Here is a 21,447-nt window from a genome sequence, read left to right as displayed (position 1 = left end):
TAATCAAAGAATTTCAGCCAGCATACGGGCCACGCCCTGTTGCCAGTGTGGCAGGCGCAGGCCAAAGGTGGCTTGCAGTTTGCTGGTATCGAGGCGCGAATTGTGCGGGCGTGTGGCGGCAGTGGGGAAGGCACTGGTGGGCACCGGGGCCACTTGGGTGGCTTGAATCGGTAAAGCCGGGGCCAGTTGCCGCGCCTGTTCAATCACAAATTGGGCGTATTGGTTCCAGTTGGTTTCGCCAGCGGCTACGCAGTGGTACAGGCCGCCATCTTGCGGGCGCTGTTGCAGGTGGCGAATGGCGTGGGCAGTGACATCGGCCAGCAAATCAGCCCCGGTCGGCGCACCCCATTGGTCATCAATCACAGTCAGGCTGTCGCGCTCTTGCGCAAGGCGCAGCATGGTCTTGGCAAAGTTGCCACCCCGCGCCGCATAAACCCAACTGGTGCGCAAAATCAGGTGTTGGCAGCCCGATTGTTGGATCAGTTCCTCACCTTCGAGTTTGGTGCGGCCATAAACGCTCAGGGGGCCGGTGGCGTCTTGCTCAACCCACGGGCGGTTGCCGTTGCCCGCAAAGACATAATCGGTGCTGTAGTGGATAAGCCATGCGCCCAGCTTTGCCGCCTCTTGGGCCAGCACGCCGGGGGTGGTGGCATTGAGCAGGCGGGCCAGTTCTGGCTCGCTCTCGGCCTTGTCCACCGCCGTGTGGGCGGCAGCATTGACGATGACGTCCGGGCGCAGTGCGCGCACGGTCTCGGCCACGCCAGCGGGGTTGCTGAAGTCACCGCAGTAGTCGGTGCTGTCGTGGTCTAGCGCCGTCACTTGGCCCAGCACCGACAAGCTGCGTTGCAGCTCCCAGCCCACTTGGCCGCCTTTGCCCAAAAGAAGAATGTTCATGCGGCGTCCTTGGTGGTGTATTGCTTGCTCACCCAGTCGCGGTAAGCGCCGGTTTGCACGTTGGCTACCCAGTCAGCGTTGTCTAAGTACCAAGCCACGGTTTTGCGGATGCCGGTATCAAAGGTTTCGGCGGGCTTCCAGCCCAGTTCACGCTCGATCTTGCGGGCGTCGATGGCGTAGCGCCGGTCGTGGCCGGGGCGGTCTTGCACATAGGTGATTTGGCTGGCGTAGCTTTGGCCGTCGGTGCGTGGGCGCAATTCATCGAGCAACGCGCAAACGGTGTTGACGATCTCGATGTTGGGTTTTTCGTTCCAGCCGCCCACGTTGTAGGTCTCGCCCAGTTGCCCGGCTTCCAGCACGCGGCGGATGGCACTGCAATGGTCTTTGACATACAGCCAGTCGCGCACCTGCATCCCATCGCCATAGACCGGCAGGTTCTTGCCCGCCAGCGCGTTGACGATCATCAGCGGGATGAGTTTTTCTGGGAAGTGGTAGGGGCCGTAGTTGTTGGAGCAATTGGTGGTGAGCACCGGCAGGCCATAGGTGTGGTGCCAAGCACGCACGAGGTGGTCGCTGGCGGCTTTACTGGCCGAATACGGGCTGTTGGGCTCGTAGGTGTGCTCTTCGGTAAAGGGCGGAGCGTCTTTGCTCAGGGTGCCATACACCTCATCGGTGCTGACGTGCAAAAAGCGAAAGGCTGACTTGTTATCAGTGGGCAGGGCCTGCCAGTAGTGGCGCACGGCCTCCAGCAGCCGGAAGGTGCCGACCATGTTGGTCTGGATAAAGTCTTCCGGGCCGTGAATAGAGCGGTCTACATGGCTTTCGGCAGCAAAGTTGACCACCGCGCGGGGCTGGTGCTGTGCCAACAGTTGCGCCAGCAGGGCGCTGTCGCCAATGTCGCCTTGGACAAAAATGTGGCGGTCATCGCCTTGCAGGCTAGACAGGTTGTTGAGGTTGCCCGCATAGGTGAGCTTGTCGAGGTTGATAACAGGCTCGTCGCTGCCTGCCAGCCAGTCGAGGACGAAGTTGGCGCCAATAAAGCCTGCGCCGCCGGTGACAAGAATCATGGTGAAGGTGGGTGGGTAAATGCCAAACGGCGAAGCCTTGGATTATCGTATTTTCAAGCCCCTAGGGCGCGATAGGCTCAGAGGGTGCCGGTAGCCGTTTGTAAGCCTGCATCTTCTTGAGCAAAGCAGGAAACCCGATTGCGGCCTTGGGATTTGGCTAAGTACATGGCCTGATCGGCCTGTTGCTGGATCGCCAGCATGGTCTGGTCACTGTGCTGGTTGCGGGCGACACCAATGCTGGCAGTGATGCGGATACGCTGCGCAGCGCTGATGGCTGGCATCAGGTCTTGGATGGTCTGGCGCAGGGTTTCGGCCAGTCGGCTAGCGCTGGTCAAATCGGTATGGGGCAAGAAAATAGAAAACTCTTCGCCACCAATGCGGCCCAAAGCGTCACTGGCCCGGATACCCTGTTGCAGCGCCGAGGCCACCGCTTGCAACACCAAGTCTCCGGCGGCATGGCCGTGGGTGTCGTTAATGGCTTTGAAATGGTCGAGATCCACAAACAGCACGGTATAGGGGGTACGCTGGCGTTTGGCCAGTTCGATCAACTGGTCGCAAGTGGCATAGTAAGCACGGGCATTGAGCACGCCGGTCAGGGGGTCGTGGGTGGCCATGTGCAACACCCGCTCATACGATTGGCGCATCCGTACAAAGTACGAAATCGAGCGCGCACCATAAAAGTGGAAGAAAACGCCGGTATAGGCAATGCTGGTCAGCAGGGTAGCCAAGGCATTGGGCGAATACGGCGCGGCCAGATAACGATTGCCCCACGCCAACCCCACCAGCGTGAGCCCGGTGATAAAAGCCCCGGCCCGTTGTCCCAGCAAAATATAGACGCCGGGAATGTTGGTCATAAACCAAAGCACCCGCAGTTCATCTTCTGAAACAAAGATCAAGGCAGAGACGTATTCCATCAGGCAAATGGTCTCGTACACCACCGCGACAGGCAAAAACCGCTCTTTGTGGCTACGCAGCAACCACCACAGCACCATTGAGCACAGGGTAAACAGCAGCATGGAGCGCACGTGCAACGGAGCGATTCGGTTGATGCTGGAATGGTCGCCCACGATCAGCAAACCCGTACACACAGCGCCTGACAGCAACACAATCATCAGGAAACGAAAACGGAACTCGTCAAACTCCTCGTTGTCCTGAAAACTGACCTGCCCAAAAATCCAACGTTGCAGCAAGGTTCCCACAGTGCTCCCCCTTTGTCTCTGGTCTGGTGCCAGTCCAATCAGCTTACAGCTTGTTGTGTACTCTGGGGGCGATCTCCCGATACTGTTTTGGATTTTTGCACTGGGCGCGTTGACCTTACAGCGCCACACCACCTATCAGCTTTCATCGGGCGTGACTATCCGTATGGGGCGAGTCCCAATCTTTGCCCCCGTGACTTCATCCACAGCCACTGCCTTAATTTCTGTTCCTGTTTCTGCATCCAAGAAGCGAACCAATTTTCCGCCGCCCCGGTATTGGCGTCCCCACGCACCCATCATGAAGAGCACCGGCAGAAAATCGCGACCCGCCGCAGTCAATAAATACTCCTCACGCGGTGGGTGCTCTGAGTAGCGTCGTTTCTCCAGCAATCCTTCCTCCGTCAGCGTCGCTAGCCGCCGCGTCAGCATCGTTGGAGCGATACCCAGGCTTTTGCGAAATTGGTCGAAGCGCGTGAGGCCAGCATGGGCATCCCGCAGGATCAGGATGCTCCACGCATCACCTGCGAAAGCCAAGCTGCGCGCGATGGGGCAAGGCTCATGGCCATTATTTTCGTTGTTCATACCATTTTAGTAGTGACTAACTTTCAAATTGGTAGTATCGTTCGTTTCAATTTGATAGTAACACTTGAACAATGGGCAATCCACCCCGTACGGAGCATTTGTAGATGAGCCATGTGACATGGAAAAACGTGCCAACCCGCACCATTGATGTGTGCGGGGTGCCTTTCGCCTACCGGGAGCTTGGTTCCGATTCCGGCGTGCCGGTCATTTTCCTGCACCACCTGATGGCCGTGCTCGATGACTGGGATCCGCGTGTGATCGACGGCATCGCTGCACACCGCCGGGTCATCGCCTTCGACAATCGCGGCGTCGGTGCTTCGGGAGGAGCGGCACCGCACACCCTTGAGGAGATGGGGCGGGATGCCATCGCCTTCATTCGGGCCTTGGGGCTCCAGCAGGTGGATCTGCTCGGCTTCTCCTTGGGCGGTGGCGTCGCCCAAATGGTTGCGTTGCAAGCCCCTGACCTCGTGCGTCGGATGGTTCTTGCCGGAACGGGGCCCAGAGGTGGTGGCGGGATCGACGAGATCAACAAAATCGCCGTCGTTGCTTACCTCAAAGCGGCGCTCACGTTGAGCGATCCGAGGAATTTTCTGTTCTTCCCCCGTACCCCGGAGGGCAAGCACGCCGCAAAAGACTACTTCTCCCGGCTGAAGGAGCGCACCGAGAACCGCGACAAGCCCATTTCCCTGCAAGCCAGACGCGCCCAATTGCAGGCGATCAGAACCGCCGGACTGAGCACGCCCGACGACCTTTCGGTGATTCAACAACCCGTTTTCGTCGCCAATGGCGACCAAGACCTCATGGTGGCCAGCAGCCTTTCGGCGGACATGGCTCGCCGTCTGCCCCATGCTCAGTTGACGATTTACCCAGACTCCGGGCACGGCGGAATTTTCCAGCACCACCGGGCTTTTGTGCCTGCGGTTTTGGACTTCCTCGCCGACTCATCCGATGAAAGACCAAAAATGAACACTCAAACCATGAAAGCACTGACCTTCAAACGCTATGGCAAGTCGCCTGGGATCGGCTTCGCCGACGTGCCTCGCCCCACGCTGAAGGTCGATGAGTTGCTCGTGCAAGTCCACGCTGCCAGCGTGAACCCGGTTGACAACATGATCCTGACGGGAATATTCAAACCGATTCTGCATTTCCAGTTACCGGCCACGCTGGGCAGCGACTTGGCCGGTGTAGTCACCGAGGTCGGCAGTGGCGTGACCCGTTTCAAGCCCGGCGATGCCGTCTTCGCCAATATCTTCGATCTAGGTACCGGCGCTATCGCCGAGTTTGCGGTGGTGCCGGAGCATCTTGCCGCATTGAAACCGGCCAATCTGGACTTCGTGCAGGCGGCATCGATCCCGATGGTCGGGCTTACCTCATGGCAAGCCTTGAAGGAGCGTGCGAAGCTTCGGGCCGACCAAAAGGTGTTCATCCCGGCAGGCTCTGGTGGTATCGGCACGTTCGCGATCCAGTTGGCAAAGCACCTAGGAGCCAAGGTGGGAACAACCACCAGCACGGGCAATGTCGCCCTGGTGCGCAGCCTTGGCGCCGATGAGGTGGTGGACTACAAGCAGCAGGAATTCGAGAAAGTGCTGCACGGCTACGATGCGGTGCTCGGCACCGTCAAGGGGGATGCGATTGAGAAATCCCTTGGCATCCTCAAGCCAGGGGGCACGATTGTCTCTCTGGTCGGGCCGCTGGACGCGGCATTCGCTCGTGCCAAGCGACTCAACTTCGTCCTGACCTTCGTGTTCGGTTTGATGAGCCGCAAGATCATGCGCCTCGCGAAAAGGCGGGACGTCACTTACTCCTTCCTCTTCGCGCGCCCCGATGGTGCCCAGCTTGGCGAAATAGGCAAACTACTCGAAACGGAGCGCATCCGGCCAGTGATCGATAAGGTGTTTCCTTTCGAGCAAGCAAAGGAAGCACTTGATTACCTGGCCCAAGGACGATCCAAGGGCAAGATCGTCGTCAAGATGTACTAACCCCGTGCGGCCCAAAGCAGCTGAAGTCTTGCCAGAGCCTCAATCGCGGGTCACGCGCAGCACTTCTTCGCGGCTGGTAATGCCGCTGGCAATCAGGCGCTCGCCATCGTCGCGCATCAGGGCCATGCCGCTGGCGATGGCGGCGGCGCGGATGTCGGCCTCGGCGGCGCGCTGGTGGATTTGGGCGCGAATGGCATCGGTGGTAGTGAGCAGCTCAAACACCCCGGTGCGGCCTTGGTAGCCGGTGTGGCCGCAGGCATCACAGCCCTTGCCCGCGCAATGTGCGCACAGTTTGCGCACCAGCCGCTGCGCCAGTACGCCCAGCAGGGAGGAACTGAGCAAAAACGGCTCCACGCCCATATCGGTCAAGCGGGTGACGGCGCTGGCGGCATCGTTGGTGTGCAGCGTCGCCAGCACCAAGTGGCCGGTCAGCGAGGCTTGGATGGCAATTTGCGCGGTCTCAAAGTCGCGGATTTCACCAATCATGATGACGTCTGGGTCTTGGCGCAGGATGGCGCGCAGGGCCTTGGCAAAAGTTAGGTCGATTTTGGTGTTGACTTGGGTTTGGCCGATACCGGGCAGTTCATATTCAATCGGGTCTTCTACCGTCATGATGTTGCTCTGGCTGGCGTCCAACCGCGACAGCGCCGCGTAGAGAGTGGTGGTTTTGCCCGAGCCGGTGGGGCCAGTGACAAGGATGATGCCGTGCGGCTGCGCAATGAGCTGCTCAAAACGTGTGAGCACCTCGCCTTGCATCCCTACGGCCTCTAGGCTGATTTTTTCGCTGGTTTTGTCCAGTAAGCGCAGTACAGCGCGCTCACCGTGGGCACTGGGCAAGGTGGAAACACGCACGTCAATAGCGCGAGTGCCCAAGCGCAGGCTGATGCGGCCATCTTGCGGCAGGCGTTTTTCGGAAATATCCAAATCGGCCATGATCTTCAGGCGCGAGATCAGTGCCGCGTGCAGCGCCCGGTTGGGCTGCACCACTTCGCGCAGTGTGCCGTCAACACGAAAGCGCACGCTGCTGTGGCGCTCATAAGGCTCAATGTGGATGTCACTGGCACCATCGCGCGCCGCTTGCGTAAGCAGGGCGTTGAGCATTCGGATGATCGGGGCATCGTCGGCGGCTTCGAGCAAGTCTTCCACGGCGGGCAGTTCTTGCATCATGCGCGAGAGGTCGGCATCGCTTTCAACTTCGCTGACCACGGTGGCGGCGCTGGATTCGCCTTGGGCATAGACGCTGCTGATGCGCTGGGCCAGCGCTGGAGCGTCCACGGCTTGCAATTGCAGCGTCGGGTATTTGCGCAGCACTTCGGACAGGGCTGATACATCGGGCGCGGGGCCGTGGCACAGCAGCAATTGCTGGCCGTCGTCTTGTAGCAGCAACTGCGCAGTGCGGGCAAAAGCGTAGGGCAGGGGGTAGCGCATGGCCATGCCTTAGAGGGTGCCTGCGGGCGGGGGAGCTTGGCCTTCTCCCAGCGGACGGGCCAAGGGCTGTGTTGGCAGCGCGGGTAGCACGGGGGAGTCTGGCACCGACCCCAAAATGAGATGGGGACTGGGCTGCGTGGCCTGTTGCAAGGCACGTATGGCTTCGTAGCGGTCAACCATCAGAGCGTCGCTGGCAGCCGCATCGCGGATGACTTGCGGGCGCAAAAATACCATCAGGTTGGTCTTTTTGCGCGAGCGGTTCTCGCTGCGGAAAAAGTGGCCCACCACGGGCAAATCGCCCAGCAGCGGCACCTTGTCTTCGGCTTGGGCATAGCTGTCTTCGAGCAGGCCGCCAATGACGATGATGCTGCCATCCTCGACCAGCACATTCGATTCAATCGAGCGCTTGCTGGTGGTCGGGCCGTTGGCATCTTTGAGCGTGGCCGAGTCGATTTTGGAGACTTCTTGGTAAATTGCCAGCTTGACGGTGCCGTTTTCGTTGATTTGTGGGCGCACACGCAGCATCAAGCCCACGTCTTTGCGCTCTACAGTGGTAAAGGGGTTGACGGTGCTGGTGCCGGTGGTGTTGGCATAAGAGCCGGTAACAAAAGGCACGTTGTTACCAATAACGATACGCGCCTCTTCGTTGTCCAGCGTCATCAAGTTGGGGGTGGAGAGCACATTGGCATCACCACTGTTTTGCAGAAAATTGGCCAAAGCCCCCAAGTAATACTGGCCGTTGGTGCGCGGTGCCAGCGCCAAATTCAGGCCCTTGCCCAACGAGGACAACACGCCTGCATCACCCTTGGCAATGCCCGCCGCCATGCTCACAATGTTGGCCCCAGCATTGCTGGAATTGGTGCCAATTACACCCACGGTGCCATCGCCACTTTTGCCCAGCACGCCCTGCCATTGGATGCCAAACTCGGCCATTTTGTTGGCCGCCACTTCAACAATTAAGCTTTCTACCAGCACTTGAGCGCGGCGTCCATCGAGCTGGTCGATCACGGTACGCAACTGGCGGTACAGCGGCTCAGGGGCCGTAATCACCAAAGAATTGGTACTGGGATCGGCTTGGATAATGCCACCTGTGGAGGGCTGGTTGCTGTTGGCGTTGTTGCCAAGGCTACCGCCGCCCGTGCTCAAGCCGCTGCCACTGAGGCCCGCGTTGCCGCCCATACTGGTATTTTGCACACCAGCGTTGCTGCCGCTACTGCCCGTGCTAGGGGTGGATGGGCTGGCACCGCTGGTGCCCAAGGTGGCAGCGATGGCGGCGCGCAGGGTCACGGCCAGCTTGGTGGCGTCAGCGTTTTTCAGGTAAACGACGTGGATGTTGCCAGTGGCGGCACTGCTACCGGGCAGGGCCGGCTGATCGAGCTTGGCGACCAGCGCCCGCACTTGGGCTACGCGGGCCGGGTTGGCGGCACGCAAAATCAAGGCATTGCTGCGCGGTTCAGGCAGCAGCGTGGTTTTGAACGCGGTGTCACTAACGCCGGGGGTGGCGTTGGTACCAGCACTGCCATTGCCCGAATCAATCAACCGGGCCACCAGCGGGGCCAGATCGGTAGCCACAGCATGGCGCAGCGGGATGATTTCGACATCGCTGGCGTTAGAGACATCCATTGCCGCAATGATTTTGGCCAAGCGTTGCAGGTTGTCAGCGTAGTCGGTGATGATGAGGGCGTTGCTGCCCGGATTGACGTTGATGGTGTTGTTCGGGCTAATCAGCGGACGCAAGACCGGCACGAGGTTATTGGCGCTTTCGTAATTCAGACGAAAAATCTGCGTCATGATCTGCCCGCCTGCTGGGGCCGAGCGCCCTTCACGCGCTACGCTCACGCTGCCGCCTTGCAATTTGGCATCGGCCTCCGGCACGATTTTGTACAAGCCCGCCGCTTCCACCACGGTAAAGCCCTGCAAGCGCAGCGCGGCCAAAAACTGCTCAAAGGCCGCTGCCGGGCTGACCGGGCGTTCCGTCACCAAATTGATCTGCCCCTTCACCCGTGGATCGACCACCACATTGCGCCCGGTAATGGTAGCCAAAGTGCGGGCCACCGCCTCAATATCGGCACCGGCAAAGTTGAGCGTGACCGGCTCATGAAGGCGCACACTGGTACTGCTGGGGCTGAGGGTGTTTTGCGCATACAGGGGAACGCCAGAATGCAGCAGCAAGGCGCTGGCGAACAGGGCGTGAAGGGTGGTGCGCAGAGGAGTGGAGGTCAGGGGGGGGTACATACGAGACAGTATTTGGAATCAACCCAAAGTGATGAGGGCGCTGGCACCACGGCGGCGTCCCAGAAGGTTCAGGAAGTTGGACAGGGCGGCCTCACGGCCTGGGCTGGCGCTGGCCTGCCCGGTAAAGCGCAGCCGCTGACCTACCCATTGGCCGGTGCCACTCAGTTGCAGCTCGCCTTGCAGAGTTTGGACGCTCAAGCCCGGCACATCCCCGCCTTGCACGGTGATACGGTAGCTGCCCAAAGGGTGCAGGGTAGACAAGCGCGAGGACAGGGCCAGCGCATCCAGCTGCACCTGCCCGTGCAGGCGCAGGCGTCCGGCGGCCCATTGCGCTTGCAAATTTTGGGTACTCAAGGCCAATTGGCCTTGCAGTTGTACCGTGTTCCAAGGCGTGCCCAGCCCGGCCAGCAGCGCAGCGGGCCATTGGCTCGTGCCATCGGCCAGCACCACGCTCACGCCTTGGCGCTGCGGCTGCACCTGCACTGCCAGCGGTGCCGTGGTGCAACACGCGGCATCGATCTGGGCGTGTAATCCATCCCAAGAGGGCTGCATTTTCCAGCTCACACGCCCAGGCAGGCTGGCACGGTCTTGGCTGGCACCGCCGCCAGTCAAAACCAGTTGCGCCGAGCCATTCCAGACCGTGCCGCGTGGCTGGAGCAACTGCAAGCGTTGCTCGCTGATCTGTGCCAGCCCCCAACCCAGCCAATAGGCCGGGGCAAAGGCCAGCACAGCCACGCTGGTGCCCAACAGCACGCCAGACACCGCCCACCCCCAAGGGGTGCGAGACGCAGCGCTGGCTGGTCGGCGGGGGGATGGGCGCGGGGTGGTCAACACGTTGTTAGCGTACAGGCAAAGCCAGCACGATGGTGCCATCCCAGCGCGGGCTGCCCGCACCGGGGTTACGCACCAGCCGGGCCTCTTGGGTGATGGCATGGGCATTGGCACGTGCTTGGGCTAACCACGGGGCTAACGCTGTGGCTGGTGTGCCTTGCAAAGTGAGCGTGGCCCGGTCGCCGGTGATGTTCAGGCGGGCGCTGTTGCCTAAGTGTTCGGCCACAGCGGCCTGTAGCGCACGGGCAGCGGCATCGGTGGGCAAGCGCGGGGCCTTTTGCAACTGTTGCGCCTCAGCTTGCAAGGCTTGCATGGCCTGCAATTGGCTATCGAGCTTGGCATGGCGGGTTGGGGCGTGGCGCAGGGTATCTAAAGCCGGTGCCAGCGCCAGCCACCACAGCAAGGCCAATACCACCAAGGCTGCTGCGGCACGCAGCAGTTGCCGCTCACGCGGGGCCAGCGCCTGCCAATGCGTGCGCCATGCTGAAAGAGAAGAAGATGCAGAACTCATGGGGTAGTCACAGCGCGCACCACCAAGGTGTCACCGTCGGTGTCGAGGGTATGGCCGCTGGCGCGCAGCGCTTGTGTGGCTTGGGTTTGCTCAGCGGCACTGAGTGCCGGGCCTTGCAAGCGCAACTGGCCGGGGCTGTAGTCGATGCTGCGCGCTTGCCATTGGGGCGGCAGGGCGCTGGCGCTGCTGGCTAACAAGGGTTCTAAATCGCGTGCAGACAAGCTGCCAGTGGCTTGGCGCAGCAGCGCCAATTCGCGCTCCATTTGTACAGGAGCATCTACCACTACCTGCACCCGTGGGAAGGTTTGTGTCAGCACTGCCTGCACTTGGGTTTTTTGGGCGGCCAGTGCTTGGCGTTCTTGCCAAGCCCAAACGTTCAAACCCAGCAGATGCACCACCGCCAACAGCCCCAACGCCCAGCGGGCAGCGCGCCATTGTGGTGCCCCAAACCAAGCCCCCAGCGCGGCGGCTAGCTTGCGCTGTAGGCGCAGGCTGCCGGTGCTGGCCAGATCAAACTGCGCCAGATTCCAGCCATTGCCCAAGGCGTGCAGCGCCCGTGCGCTGGCCGTTTGCAGTGGCACCGGCTGGCCCAAGAGCTGCTCAGCCAGTGCGGCCACGGCAGGCTCGGCATAGATCATGGGGACGATGGAGCCATCTGCGGCGCTAGTGCGGGGCATCAGCGCGAGGGCAGCGGCGGACAGCGGCAGCCACAGCACGCCTTGATCGGGGCCACAGCGCGGCAGCAGCAACCGGGGGTCTTCGGGGGTACCCAGCACTTGTATAGGTGCCGGGGGGGCATCAGCGCTACTGGGCGCACATTCTGGTACCACCCGCGCTGCCGGGATGCCCGCGTTTTCTAGCGCTTGCAAGTGGGCGCGCAGCCAAGCCCGATCACACACGGCCACCCAAATGGCCGTACCGCTGCGCGCTTGCGGCTCTAAAGCAAAGTGCAGTTGGGCCGGGTCGTCCAAGAGGCGCTCTTCGAGCAAACCTTCGAGCACGGCACGCAAGCGCGGCGAGGCCAAGCCCACCCCTTGGGGCAAAGAGACCCGCTGCCACGACAGCGCTTGTGCGGGCACCAGCGCCACGGTTTCGCCAGTGGCCCGTCCGGGGCGCGGCAGCAGGGCCAAGGCGGCGCTGGCATGGCTGCTGACGCTTTGGCCGTCGCTGCTCAGGGTGTAGCGGTATTCAGTGGCAGGCCCCGGCAAAGCCAGCGGCAGGTGGAGGATCAGGGTGGTCATGGGTAGGTCTGGCGGGCCATTGTAGGGGGCGGCAAGGCCATCCGTTCACGCCACAGAGTACGTACCTCACGGCGTTGGCGATAAACGATGGAGCGCTCTTGCACGGTCACATTACCCAAGCGCAAGCGGCCATACACTTCAAAATAGCTAGAGCTCACATCGTGCAGGGCCTCTTTAATTTGCGCGTTCTGACCCAGCAAGGCGCGGGCGTCTTCTAGGCTGCGCAAGTGCTGGGTTTGGCGTGCCGCCAGCAGTCGGTTGGCCCCGGCTTGGTCTAGCCCCTCAATGCCGGCCAGCAGCACCTCGGCGCTGGCGGTATTCAGGTTGATTTTGCTGCGCTGCGGTAGCAGCGTCGTGTGTGGTGCCAACAGAGCCAGCTTGGCCGGAGCCACACCCCACCAACCCAACTGGCCCAGCGTGGGCGGGCGCAGCAGGGCATCGGCGCTGTCAGGGTTGTTGGCTTGCAGCAGGGCTTGGATCAGTTGCTCCAATTCAGCCTTGGGCAAGCCCAAACGGGTAAACAGCCGCTCAAACTGGGCCCGCGCTTCGGGCTGTATGGTGGCACCATCGAGCAGGTTGCTCAGGTTCAGGCGGGCCTGCAAATCCAGTATCTGGCCGGATAAAAAGGCATCAGTGGTATCGGTGCTGGCATCGTCTAATTGTGAGATGTTCTTTTCTGCGGCCAAAAAGGTGGATAGCCGCGCTTCTTGCAGTGGCACAGCCCAGGGTTCGGCCAGATGGTCGGAACCGCCGGGGTTGGCGTTGTAGTCTTCAATCAGGATCAGGCGCGACCAGTCTAGCGCGCCGATCAGAATCCACGCCGATTGCACGCGGGCGCGTTCGGCGGTCTCGATCTCAATGCTGCGCCATTGCTGCCACAGCGCCGCAGCAGCAAAGGTAGCCACCAGCGTCACTGTGAGCATGGCCGCCAGCAGGGCCGCACCACGTTGGCGGTAGCCAAAAAATCTTTGGCCGCTCAATTTTTGCCTCCGCCTTGCAGGGGTTGCACCCAATCGCGGGTCATCAGCCCGGTCAAGCCTTGGCCCGGTGGCAACTCCAGTTGCAAACGAATGCCATCAGGAATGCTCACGCTGGCGCTGCCTGCACCTTCGCCAGGGCTGCCGCTGCTCGATAGCGGGTTGCTCCAAGCATCGCCCCGGTAATAAAACAATTGCCAGCCCGCCAGAGGCAGCAGCACGGTCTCATGGGCGCGCTCGGCGTCGCCGGGGGTACGCGCCCACATGGCCGCTTGTTGCCAAACCTGTTGCCACTGCGCCCGTGTACGCACTGGGCCAGACTGCCAACGCAGCCATTGCTCGCTGCCCTGCACATTGCGCCGTGCCCACGCAACCACCAGCGCACCCTCATCGGGCGTGGCGTTGCTGCGGCGCGTCAGGCGCAACACTTGGCCATCCCAGTCTAGCGGTGTGGTGTAAGGCAGCGTGACTAACGCATCCAGATCGGTGCCCCATTGGGCCAAGGCGGTTTGCAACACCAACAATTGCTCGCTGCGCTCGCGGGTGTGTTGCTGCGTGCGTACCATGCCATCCAGCCCACGCCAGCTCATGATGGCCAATAGCGCCATCATCGCCAAAGCCACCAACAATTCGACCAGCGTAAAGCCCTGCGCCAGCGGGCGCTGGGGTGGTAGCGGTAAACGGGGGTGAGCGCGCGGCATGGCTGTTTAGCGTCGGCCCACAATGGTGCTCAGGCGCAAGATGGGGCTACTGCCATCGAGCACCAAGGCATCTACGCGCCGAAAGGTCGGGTTGGGTGTGGGCCGCACCGCTAGAGCCACGGTCAGGGTGCGCCCAGCTTGCTCACACGATGGGCTGCTGTCGCCAATGGCGGGCATTTGGCGCGCTAGCCGGATTTTGACCAGTTCATTTTCAGCGCACAACTGGGCCAGCAAAATATCAGACTGGCGCTGGGCATTGCGGATCAGTGCCGCGCTGGCCTGTAACCCGGCCATCAGCGCTACCGCCACAATCGCCAAGGCTACCAGCACTTCAACCAGCGTAAAACCGGCGGCCCTCGTGACAGGCGACGGTGTGCAGTGCAGCCTCATGGCGTGGCCTGCACAGCAAACGGGCGCAGGCCATCGGTAGATACGCGCAACGCCGTTTGCGGCTCATCGCGGTTCACCAGCGTCACGCCTTGGGCGGCAATCAAAGGCTCTGGCCCCAGTAGCAAGGCATCATCGCCACGCACCGAGGTGCTGGGCGATAGCCACTGCGTGGGCAACTGGCCTTCGGCCAGACCCTCAAAATTAAACCCCCCAGCCACGCTGCGCCAGCGCACCGGCACACCGCTGGCGCGCGACTGCGCCCGGCCCGCCTCTAGCAGCGCAGCCAAGCGCACCGCCTCGCGCTCTAGCGTGGCCCCAGCGTTGTCGCGCAGGGCCAGTGCCACACCAGCCGTGGCTACGGCGATGATGCTGATCACCACCAACAACTCCAGCAACGTGAAGCCGCGCTGGCGTTGGTGTGCTGTGCAGGCCACAGGGGCATGTACCACGGGCAGCTTATTGCCAGCTACCGATATCGGCATCCTTGCCTTCGCCACCCGGTTGACCATCCGCAGCAAAGGACATCACATCGATCTCGCCCTTGATGCCGGGGTTGAGGTATTGGTACGGGCGACCCCAAGGGTCGTTGGGAAGTTTTTCTAGGTAGGGCTTCCAATTGGGTGCTGGTGGCCCAGCGTTGGGTTTGGCTACGAGGGCCTGCAAGCCCTGTTCTGCGGTGGGGTAGCGCAGGTTATCGAGCTTGTAGAGCTTGAGGGCCTGCATGACGTTGGTCACGTCGGTGCGCGCCGCTGTGGTGCGTGCATCGTCGGCCCGATCCAGCACATTGGGCACGATCAGCGCGGCCAGCACGCCAATAATGACCAGCACCACCATCAGTTCGATCAGGGTAAAGCCACGTTGAAGAGAGTGGCGTGCACTACGGGCAAAGTCAAGAAGATGCATCGGTATCCAGAAGAAGGGCAGTCACACAAAGCGCCTGAATGATAATCCGACGATGGTGACCACTACAGATACCGGCTGGGGCGTGCGCCTAGCCACCTTGGCGCTTTGGGCCGCCGCCGCTGCCAGCGCGGCCTATTGGGGCCTGCGCCTGTCCGCCCCTTTGGGTGGGGCCGTGCCTGCCGTGGCTGTGGCTGCGCCGGTGGCACCCGATGTGGCCGCCATCAGCCGTTTACTGGGCAGCGCAGCAGCTCCCACAGGAGCCGAGAAGCCACAGGCCACAGAACCAGCCACCAAAGCACCACTCACTCTGCTGGGTGTACTGGCCGGGCAGCGCAGCAGCTTGGGCGCAGCGCTGATTGCCGTCGGAGGCCAACCTGCCAAGCCATTTCGCGTGGGCGCACAAGTGGCTGACGGGCTGGTACTGCAAGCCTTAGAGCCACGCCAAGCCCGCCTAGGGGCTACGCTCAATGGGCCAGCCACCCTGACGCTGGACATGCCGCCACGGCACTAAACACAACTACCTAACCCACGGTTCAGGCCAAGGGCCAGCAGACCCAGCCACCCCACTCAGGGGCTACTACCGGCCACTGCGCGGCGCACGGGGCTTGATGGTGCCTTTCTAGCAACCATTGCACACAGCGCGCCACCCCGGCATGGGTGAGCCAGAGCACATCGGTGTGCTTTTGTTGCGCCGTATCTTTGGCCTGTTGCAGGGCTGCTGCTACCCGTGCCAGCATGGTTTGCAAGCTCTCGCCCCCACCGGGGCGGTGCGTGGCAAAACCTGCCACCCACCGGTCGATGTCGGTGCGGGCAATGCTGTCCCAAGCACGGCCCTCCCAGCAGCCAAAATCCATTTCTTGCAAACGGGTGTCGGGCTGGCTGTGCAGCTCAGGCCGCTGCGCTTGCAAAGCATGCGCCAGTTGGGTGCAACGTTGCAGCGGCGAATGCCAAACCGCAAGGCTTGCAGGCAAGGCTTGCGCTAGGCGCTGCGCGGCCTGTGCTGTAGCCAGCGCATCGGCAGGCACATCCAGCACGCCATAGCAATGGCCGGGGGCCACCAAGGGCTGTGCATGGCGGGCCAGCCACAATTGCGGTACCCTCATGCGCTAACGCCTTGTGCCAGAGGCCCCAGTGCCAAGGCTGCGCCCAAATAAAACCCCACCTCGCCCAGCTGTTGTACCGCGCCCAAACCATCGCCGGTAAAGCCTTGCAAGCGCCGGGCCAGTCGGCGCGCCATATGCGCCGCAGCCACAGCGCTGCACAAGGCCGCCAGCGCCACCAAAAGCACCGATTGCAGTTGCCACACCAGCGCCAGTGGTGCTACGCACCACAGACCCGCCGCAGCCAAAGAGAAGTTGCTGATCTGATCAGCCAGGGGCTTGCTTTTGGATTTGGCCGTATCCCCAACATGGGGCAAACAACGCACCAGCCACAGCGGCCACCAGCGCGATAGCACATGACCGCCCACCAACGCTGCCAATGCTGCCCCCAAACTGTGCGCCCCCAGCAGCGCCAACAAGCTGCACTTAGCCAACAAAGCCAGCACCAAGGCCATCGCGCCAAAAGCACCAATGCGCGAATCCTTCATGATGTCCAGCGCACGCTCGCGGTCATAGCTACCGCCCAAGCCATCGGTCACATCGGCCAAGCCATCTTCATGAAAGCCGCCAGTCAGCAGCACCGTGGCAATGGTGCAACCCACAGCGGCCACCGCTGGGGCAAAAGGGTTGCTACCCAGCGCTGCATGCAATGCGGCATAGACTAACGCCGCCCACACCGCCACGATCCAACCAACGCCGGGAAAATGCGCGCTGCTGGCACGCAACATGGCTGGGCTAAAGCCAACCCAGTGGGCCAACCGCCCCGTGATAGGGATGCGGGTAAAAAACTGCACGGCCAGCAGATAGTGGCGAATAGCTTGCATGAGAAACGGCAACCTCACAGATGAATGGTGTTGCGGCCCGATTGCTTGGCTCGGTACATGGCATCGTCGGCTTGCTTGAGCAGTTCTGTTTGGCGCTGGGTATCTTGCCCCGTAAACAGGGCCAAACCCATGCTGCATGAGCCGTGGTGCTCAATCATGATGGCTGGGGTGTTTTGGTGTGCTACCACGGTCAACAGGTAGGGTTGGGCCAATGCTGCCCGAATTTTTTCGGCCACTGCCTGCGCGTGTTCTAAGGCCACTTTGGCATCAGCCTCCAAATCACCAATCACCACCACAAACTCATCCCCGCCCAAACGGGCCACAGTATCTACCTCCCGGATGCTGGCACTCAAGCGGCGAGCCACCTCGATCAACAACAAATCGCCTGCCGCATGGCCGTAGGTGTCATTGAGTGGCTTAAAGTTGTCCAAGTCCAACAATATCAGCGCACCATGCAGCCCAGTGCGTCGGCTGCTGGCCAAGGCCAAGGCCAAACGCTCATCCAAAAGACGCCGGTTGGGCAGCCGGGTCAGACTGTCGCGGTAGGCCAAATTGCGGATTTGCTCCTCAGCAACCGTTTTCTCAATCGCAATACTAGCCAGCCGGGCCGTTTGTTCGATCAAGGCGATGTCGGCATCGCTGGGGGTGTGTTTGTTGCGGTGGTAAATGCCAAAAACCCCCAAAATCCGGTTTGAACCAGAGCGGATCGGCTCCGACCAGCAAGCCCCCAACCGTGCTTGGGCGGCCAACACCCGAAACGGTGCCCAGTAAGCATGGGTGGCAATGTCTTCCACCACCACCCGCTGCCCAGTACATACCGAGGTACCGCACGAGCCCATGCCCAGCTCTACCACCAACCCCTCCAAAGCCTTGTTGTAAAAGTCGGGCAGACTAGGGCCAATGCAGCCCGTGACACGCTGGCCCGCCTCATCCAGCAGCAAAATGCTGCACAGCTTGTTGGGGTGCAACGCCTCAATGCCCAACACAATGGCTTCTAAGATGGCCTTGAGTTGGGTGCCAGCGGCCAGTTTTTCTAAAATTTGGCTGTGAAAGCGCCGGTAATCATCACGTTCTTTGCGCTCAGAAATGTCGCGGGTAATGCCCAACAGGCCCAAAAACTCGCCGTCGGCATTTAGCACCCCATTGGTAGTAACTTCCGTCCAAACTGTACTGCCGTCCTTACAAGGCTGCTCTAACTCAGCGCGCCATTCTGGAATGGTCAAACCCGCTTTGGCAGCGGCTTGGCTTTTTTGCAAGGCCTGTAGCACCAACGGCACGCCTTGGGGCATCAGGGCTTGTTGCAACGATTGCTGCATTACTTCGGCACTGGTGTAGCCGCGCAGTTTAGCCACCGAGGGGCTAACATAGGTAAAGCGCCCCTGCACATCCAGTGTCCAAATCACATCGTTGGCATTTTCTGCCAGCAGCCGGTACTGCGCTTCGCGCAGCTTCAGGGCTTCTTCTACCTGTTTGCGCTCAGAAATATCCACCAGCAAGCCCAACATGCCCCCGCCCTGCTCTGGCCCCAAATCAAAGGTGCAGCGCTGGTACAGCACCGTACGCCGCAGGCCATCGCAAAAAATCAGCTCAATCTCCTCGCTGGTCTGGCCACCCTGTGCTATCAAGGCCACATCAGCGACTTGAAAAGCTTGCCGGGCTGCCAAGGGCAGGTAGTCCAGCTCTAGCACCGTCTTGCCGATAAAGTGGGCGCGCTCGATGCCAAAGGCTTCCTCGTAGGCTTTGTTGCAGGCCGTAAAAACCGTTTCCTTGTTTTTGATAAAAACCGGGTTGGGCAGCGCATCGATAAACGCAGAAAACAAGCGCAACTGCACTTCTAGCGCCTCTTTTTGCTGCGCCATGCTGTGGAGCAGGTGGTTAAAACTTTGGATCAGGATGCCAATCTCGTCTTGGCGCTCTACCGGCAAGGGCTGCGGCAGCTCTGGCGACAATGCCATCTGCGCCAAAATTTTGGTAGTGTTGGTCAGTGGCAATAAATTGCGCCGCAACAGCCACCAAGTCAAAGCGCCCACCAGCACCGTGAGCAGCAATGCCGCCATCACCATGCGCTGCTGCATGGCGCGGATAGGCGCAAACGCTTCTGCCGTAGGAATAGAGGCCGAAACGCCCCAATCGGCCACCGTGAGGCGCTTGACCGAGTTGAGCACCTCTACCCCAGCTAAGTTGCTGTACACCTGCGAGCCTTCAAAGCCATCCACAAAGCGGTCAATGGCCGGAATTTCACCACGCGGGCGCAAAGGCTGCAACACGCGCTCTCTGTTGGTGGCTGCAATAATCAGCCGCTGCTGGCGATCCATCAAAAAATAGCTGCCCGTCTTGCCATAAGCGCTTTGGGTCAGTTGGTCTAAAAACCCGGCGTGTTCTAGTGCCATCACCCCCGCGAGGGTGCCAATGCTGCGCCCGTGAGCATCGAGTATCGGCACCGCAATACCAATTACCGGCACGCCCAAACGCTTGTCCAGTACGGCAGTACCAATCACGGTTTGGCCTTGACTTAAGGCCCCAGCCACTGCGGTTCGATCCATAAAATTGAGGCCCACCCGCCCTACCGAGCGCGGGGCCTCGGCCACGGCAGTGCCCAACTTATCAGTAATGAGCACGCCACCACTGAACATGGTTCCTAGCACCGTGCGGTTATCCAGCAGGTGCTGCAAAACCGTGGGCTGACCCATCATCGACGGGTCAATGCTGCTGACCACCAAGTCCAACGTCCGGATGCGTTCCGTCAAGTGCACATCCACGGCGCTGGCAATAAAGGACACCACCGAAAACTGCTGATCGCTCAACTGCCGCTGCATGTCTTGGCGCAGCATATGGCCAGCATAAAACGTCAATGACCACAGGCTGGTCATAAAAATGGCCAGCGTGAACAAGGTGATGCGGGTCTTGAGTGAACCGATCGGTTGGACTTGGGGCAGCATGGGCCTTGTTTAGTGGGTGGCGGGTGCCTGCAAAAACAGGCGATAAGCCGGATTTTGCGTCTCTTCCACGTAAGGGTAGCCCAAGGTTGCCAGAAAATCAGCAAAAGCCGCGCCATCTTCAGGCGGCACCTGAATACCAACCAAAATACGGCCATAGTCGGCCCCTTGGTTGCGGTAGTGAAACAAGCTGATATTCCAGCTGGGCTGCATCAGGCTCAAAAACTTGAGCAAGGCACCGGGGCGCTCTGGAAAGACAAAGCGCAGCAAGCGCTCATCTTGCGCCAAGTTCGACAGGCCGCCCACCAGATGGCGCAGGTGCTCTTTAGCCAGATCGTCGTGCGTCAAGTCGAGGGCGTTAAAGCCGTGCTGACTAAAGGCTTGGGCCAATTGCGCTGATTCGCCCTTGCCGTGCGTGGTCAGGCCGACAAAAACATGGGCGCGTGCGGCATCACTGATGCGGTAGTTGAACTCAGTGACGTTGCGCGGGCCACCCGGCAAACCGCCAATGATCTCGCAAAAGCGCCTAAAACTGCCACGCTCTTCGGGGATGGTCACAGCCAGCAGGGCCTCGCGCTCTTCGCCCACCTCAGCACGCTCGGCCACAAAGCGCAGGCGGTCAAAGTTCATATTGGCACCACACAAAATGGCGGCGTAGGTTTCGCCTTCGGTGTGGTGCGTGGTCACATACTGCTTGATGGCGGCCACCGCCAGCGCACCCGCTGGCTCCACAATGCAGCGCGTATCGACAAAAACATCTTTGATGGCCGCACACACGGCATCAGTATCGACGGTGATGAACTCGTCCACCAACCCTTGCGCAATGCGGAAAGTTTCTTCACCCACCAACTTGACCGCCGTGCCATCAGAAAACAGGCCCACATCGGGCAGCGTAACGCGCTCCCCCTTGAGCACCGATTGCACCATGGCGTCAGAATCCCTCATTTGTACGCCAATCACCTTGATCTCAGGGCGGATGGCTTTGATGTAGTTAGACACACCGGCAATCAAGCCACCGCCGCCAATGGCGACAAACACCGCATCGAGCCGGTTGCTGCCTAGCTTTTGCAGCTGGCGCAAAATTTCCATGGCAACAGTGCCCTGCCCGGCAATGACGTCAGGGTCATCAAAGGGATGGACAAAAGTCAGGCCCTGCTCTTGCTCTAGCTTGACCGAATGGGCGTAAGCATCGGAATAGCTCTCACCTGCCAGCACCACCTCGCCGCCCAAAGCCCGCACGGCGTCAATTTTGAGCTGTGGCGTGGTGGTGGGCATAACAATGACCGCCCGCGCCCCCAGCTTGCGCGCGCTCATGGCTACGCCTTGGGCGTGGTTGCCCGCTGAGGCGCAAATCACGCCACGCTCCAACTGACCGGGCGTCAGGTGCGCCATCTTGTTGTAAGCACCGCGCAGCTTGAAGCTGAACACCGGCTGCTGGTCTTCGCGTTTGAGCAAGACTTTGTTGCCCAAGCGCTGGCTCAGGGTACGCGCCACTTGCAAGTCGGTCTCAATGGCAACGTCATAGACGCGGGCCGTGAGGATTTTTTTTAGATAATCAAGGGGAGAAAGAGGCTCAGTCATGATTGGACAGCAGAGAATATGGCGAACATCATAGGGCCCAAAGCAAAAAAAAGCCCCAAGCCGTGAGGCTT

At 60.7% G+C, this 21,447-nt stretch carries 20 protein-coding genes and 1 pseudogene; 3 read left to right on the top strand and 18 right to left on the bottom strand.

Annotated elements, in window-relative coordinates; all coding sequences use genetic code 11:
• Positions 1-3: 3 nt before the first annotated feature.
• The 4 genes from rfbD to BMX55_RS07510 all read right to left on the bottom strand — a co-directional run bounded on the left by rfbD (position 4) and on the right by BMX55_RS07510 (position 3,739).
• Positions 4-894 carry a dTDP-4-dehydrorhamnose reductase gene (rfbD, locus tag BMX55_RS07525; RefSeq protein ID WP_091455292.1) on the bottom strand — a complete coding sequence of 297 codons (891 nt, stop codon included), beginning with the start codon at positions 892-894 and terminating at the stop codon, positions 4-6.
• A complete protein-coding gene (rfbB, locus tag BMX55_RS07520) occupies positions 891-1,961 on the bottom strand; it encodes a dTDP-glucose 4,6-dehydratase (RefSeq protein ID WP_091455290.1) in 1,071 nt (356 codons plus the stop codon). Before rfbB ends, rfbD begins: the two co-directional genes overlap by 4 nt.
• Before the next feature lie 77 nt (positions 1,962-2,038).
• A complete protein-coding gene (locus BMX55_RS07515; RefSeq protein WP_091455288.1) occupies positions 2,039-3,160 on the bottom strand; it encodes a GGDEF domain-containing protein in 1,122 nt (373 codons plus the stop codon).
• Between the two features lie 135 nt (positions 3,161-3,295).
• On the bottom strand, positions 3,296-3,739 hold the full coding sequence (locus tag BMX55_RS07510) for a winged helix-turn-helix transcriptional regulator (protein ID WP_091455285.1): 444 nt from the start codon (positions 3,737-3,739) through the stop codon (positions 3,296-3,298).
• A gap of 104 nt (positions 3,740-3,843) precedes the next feature.
• Here BMX55_RS07510 and BMX55_RS07505 point away from each other — a divergent pair.
• A pseudogene (locus BMX55_RS07505) lies at positions 3,844-4,644 on the top strand (alpha/beta fold hydrolase); the annotation flags it as partial.
• A 72-nt stretch (positions 4,645-4,716) separates the two neighbouring features.
• Complete coding sequence (locus tag BMX55_RS07500; RefSeq protein ID WP_091455719.1) at positions 4,717-5,718, top strand: NADP-dependent oxidoreductase; 1,002 nt, start codon at positions 4,717-4,719, stop codon at positions 5,716-5,718.
• 39 nt (positions 5,719-5,757) lie between these two features.
• On the opposite strand, the gene BMX55_RS07495 is transcribed toward BMX55_RS07500, so the two are convergent.
• From BMX55_RS07495 to gspG, 10 genes are read right to left on the bottom strand one after another with little or no spacing between them, the layout of a single operon-like run.
• Positions 5,758-7,146 (bottom strand): GspE/PulE family protein, encoded by a 1,389-nt coding sequence (locus tag BMX55_RS07495; RefSeq protein WP_143059591.1) that lies wholly within the window; start codon positions 7,144-7,146, stop codon positions 5,758-5,760.
• Between the two features lie 9 nt (positions 7,147-7,155).
• Entirely contained in the window at positions 7,156-9,381 is a 2,226-nt protein-coding gene (gspD, locus tag BMX55_RS07490) for a type II secretion system secretin GspD (protein WP_143059590.1), read from the bottom strand.
• An 18-nt stretch (positions 9,382-9,399) separates the two neighbouring features.
• Positions 9,400-10,254: a type II secretion system protein N gene (gspN, locus tag BMX55_RS07485; protein ID WP_091455279.1), complete on the bottom strand. Its 855-nt coding sequence runs from the start codon at positions 10,252-10,254 to the stop codon at positions 9,400-9,402.
• The gene (gene gspM / locus BMX55_RS07480; RefSeq protein WP_091455276.1) at positions 10,220-10,723 is read right to left on the bottom strand and encodes a type II secretion system protein GspM; all 504 of its coding nucleotides are present in this window, start codon (positions 10,721-10,723) and stop codon (positions 10,220-10,222) included. The genes gspN and gspM overlap by 35 nt, the downstream gene beginning before the upstream one ends.
• The gene (gene gspL, locus BMX55_RS07475; protein WP_091455274.1) at positions 10,720-11,964 is read right to left on the bottom strand and encodes a type II secretion system protein GspL; all 1,245 of its coding nucleotides are present in this window, start codon (positions 11,962-11,964) and stop codon (positions 10,720-10,722) included. Before gspL ends, gspM begins: the two co-directional genes overlap by 4 nt.
• Entirely contained in the window at positions 11,961-12,944 is a 984-nt protein-coding gene (gspK, locus tag BMX55_RS07470; RefSeq protein WP_281242828.1) for a type II secretion system minor pseudopilin GspK, read from the bottom strand. Before gspK ends, gspL begins: the two co-directional genes overlap by 4 nt.
• Positions 12,941-13,642, bottom strand: coding sequence for a PulJ/GspJ family protein (locus tag BMX55_RS07465; protein ID WP_091455271.1), 702 nt, complete (start codon positions 13,640-13,642; stop codon positions 12,941-12,943). The genes gspK and BMX55_RS07465 overlap by 4 nt, the downstream gene beginning before the upstream one ends.
• Positions 13,643-13,648: 6 nt before the next feature.
• Positions 13,649-14,032 carry a type II secretion system minor pseudopilin GspI gene (gspI, locus tag BMX55_RS07460; protein ID WP_091455269.1) on the bottom strand — a complete coding sequence of 128 codons (384 nt, stop codon included), beginning with the start codon at positions 14,030-14,032 and terminating at the stop codon, positions 13,649-13,651.
• Complete coding sequence (locus BMX55_RS07455) at positions 14,029-14,514, bottom strand: prepilin-type N-terminal cleavage/methylation domain-containing protein (protein WP_091455266.1); 486 nt, start codon at positions 14,512-14,514, stop codon at positions 14,029-14,031. Before BMX55_RS07455 ends, gspI begins: the two co-directional genes overlap by 4 nt.
• Positions 14,489-14,935 (bottom strand): type II secretion system major pseudopilin GspG, encoded by a 447-nt coding sequence (gene gspG / locus BMX55_RS07450; RefSeq protein WP_091455713.1) that lies wholly within the window; start codon positions 14,933-14,935, stop codon positions 14,489-14,491. The genes BMX55_RS07455 and gspG overlap by 26 nt, the downstream gene beginning before the upstream one ends.
• A gap of 52 nt (positions 14,936-14,987) precedes the next feature.
• Between gspG and BMX55_RS07445 the strand changes: the two genes are divergently transcribed.
• Positions 14,988-15,446 carry a type II secretion system protein N gene (locus BMX55_RS07445; protein WP_091455262.1) on the top strand — a complete coding sequence of 153 codons (459 nt, stop codon included), beginning with the start codon at positions 14,988-14,990 and terminating at the stop codon, positions 15,444-15,446.
• A 22-nt stretch (positions 15,447-15,468) separates the two neighbouring features.
• Here the strand turns inward: BMX55_RS07445 and BMX55_RS07440 are convergent, their stop codons facing one another.
• Genes BMX55_RS07440 through ilvA form a run of 4 tightly spaced genes read right to left on the bottom strand, consistent with a single transcriptional unit; the run spans position 15,469 to position 21,376 of the window.
• Positions 15,469-16,038, bottom strand: coding sequence for a histidine phosphatase family protein (locus BMX55_RS07440; protein ID WP_091455259.1), 570 nt, complete (start codon positions 16,036-16,038; stop codon positions 15,469-15,471).
• On the bottom strand, positions 16,035-16,859 hold the full coding sequence (locus BMX55_RS07435; protein ID WP_091455256.1) for an adenosylcobinamide-GDP ribazoletransferase: 825 nt from the start codon (positions 16,857-16,859) through the stop codon (positions 16,035-16,037). Before BMX55_RS07435 ends, BMX55_RS07440 begins: the two co-directional genes overlap by 4 nt.
• Positions 16,860-16,873: 14 nt before the next feature.
• Complete coding sequence (locus BMX55_RS07430) at positions 16,874-19,798, bottom strand: sensor domain-containing diguanylate cyclase (protein WP_091455252.1); 2,925 nt, start codon at positions 19,796-19,798, stop codon at positions 16,874-16,876.
• Positions 19,799-19,807: 9 nt separating this feature from the next.
• Complete coding sequence (gene ilvA, locus BMX55_RS07425) at positions 19,808-21,376, bottom strand: threonine ammonia-lyase, biosynthetic (RefSeq protein ID WP_091455248.1); 1,569 nt, start codon at positions 21,374-21,376, stop codon at positions 19,808-19,810.
• Positions 21,377-21,447: the final 71 nt, after the last annotated feature.

Origin of the sequence: Giesbergeria anulus, assembly GCF_900111115.1 — a bacterium.
Lineage (GTDB): Bacteria > Pseudomonadota > Gammaproteobacteria > Burkholderiales > Burkholderiaceae_C > Simplicispira > Simplicispira anulus.
This window is presented reverse-complemented; position numbering and strand designations above follow the sequence as displayed.

Coding starts and splice junctions, on each gene's coding strand:
- BMX55_RS07500 (WP_091455719.1), top strand. CDS start 4,717: ATGAAAGCACTGACCTTCAAACGCTATGGCAAGTCGCCTGGGATCGGC.
- gspI (WP_091455269.1), bottom strand. CDS start 14,032: ATGAGGCTGCACTGCACACCGTCGCCTGTCACGAGGGCCGCCGGTTTT.
- BMX55_RS07430 (WP_091455252.1), bottom strand. CDS start 19,798: ATGCTGCCCCAAGTCCAACCGATCGGTTCACTCAAGACCCGCATCACC.
- rfbB (WP_091455290.1), bottom strand. CDS start 1,961: ATGATTCTTGTCACCGGCGGCGCAGGCTTTATTGGCGCCAACTTCGTC.
- BMX55_RS07455 (WP_091455266.1), bottom strand. CDS start 14,514: ATGCCGATATCGGTAGCTGGCAATAAGCTGCCCGTGGTACATGCCCCT.
- BMX55_RS07465 (WP_091455271.1), bottom strand. CDS start 13,642: ATGCCGCGCGCTCACCCCCGTTTACCGCTACCACCCCAGCGCCCGCTG.
- rfbD (WP_091455292.1), bottom strand. CDS start 894: ATGAACATTCTTCTTTTGGGCAAAGGCGGCCAAGTGGGCTGGGAGCTG.
- gspM (WP_091455276.1), bottom strand. CDS start 10,723: ATGAGTTCTGCATCTTCTTCTCTTTCAGCATGGCGCACGCATTGGCAG.
- BMX55_RS07495 (WP_143059591.1), bottom strand. CDS start 7,146: ATGCGCTACCCCCTGCCCTACGCTTTTGCCCGCACTGCGCAGTTGCTG.
- BMX55_RS07440 (WP_091455259.1), bottom strand. CDS start 16,038: ATGAGGGTACCGCAATTGTGGCTGGCCCGCCATGCACAGCCCTTGGTG.
- gspD (WP_143059590.1), bottom strand. CDS start 9,381: ATGTACCCCCCCCTGACCTCCACTCCTCTGCGCACCACCCTTCACGCC.
- gspL (WP_091455274.1), bottom strand. CDS start 11,964: ATGACCACCCTGATCCTCCACCTGCCGCTGGCTTTGCCGGGGCCTGCC.
- gspG (WP_091455713.1), bottom strand. CDS start 14,935: ATGCATCTTCTTGACTTTGCCCGTAGTGCACGCCACTCTCTTCAACGT.
- gspN (WP_091455279.1), bottom strand. CDS start 10,254: ATGGCACCATCGTGCTGGCTTTGCCTGTACGCTAACAACGTGTTGACC.
- BMX55_RS07445 (WP_091455262.1), top strand. CDS start 14,988: ATGGTGACCACTACAGATACCGGCTGGGGCGTGCGCCTAGCCACCTTG.
- BMX55_RS07435 (WP_091455256.1), bottom strand. CDS start 16,859: ATGCAAGCTATTCGCCACTATCTGCTGGCCGTGCAGTTTTTTACCCGC.
- ilvA (WP_091455248.1), bottom strand. CDS start 21,376: ATGACTGAGCCTCTTTCTCCCCTTGATTATCTAAAAAAAATCCTCACG.
- BMX55_RS07510 (WP_091455285.1), bottom strand. CDS start 3,739: ATGAACAACGAAAATAATGGCCATGAGCCTTGCCCCATCGCGCGCAGC.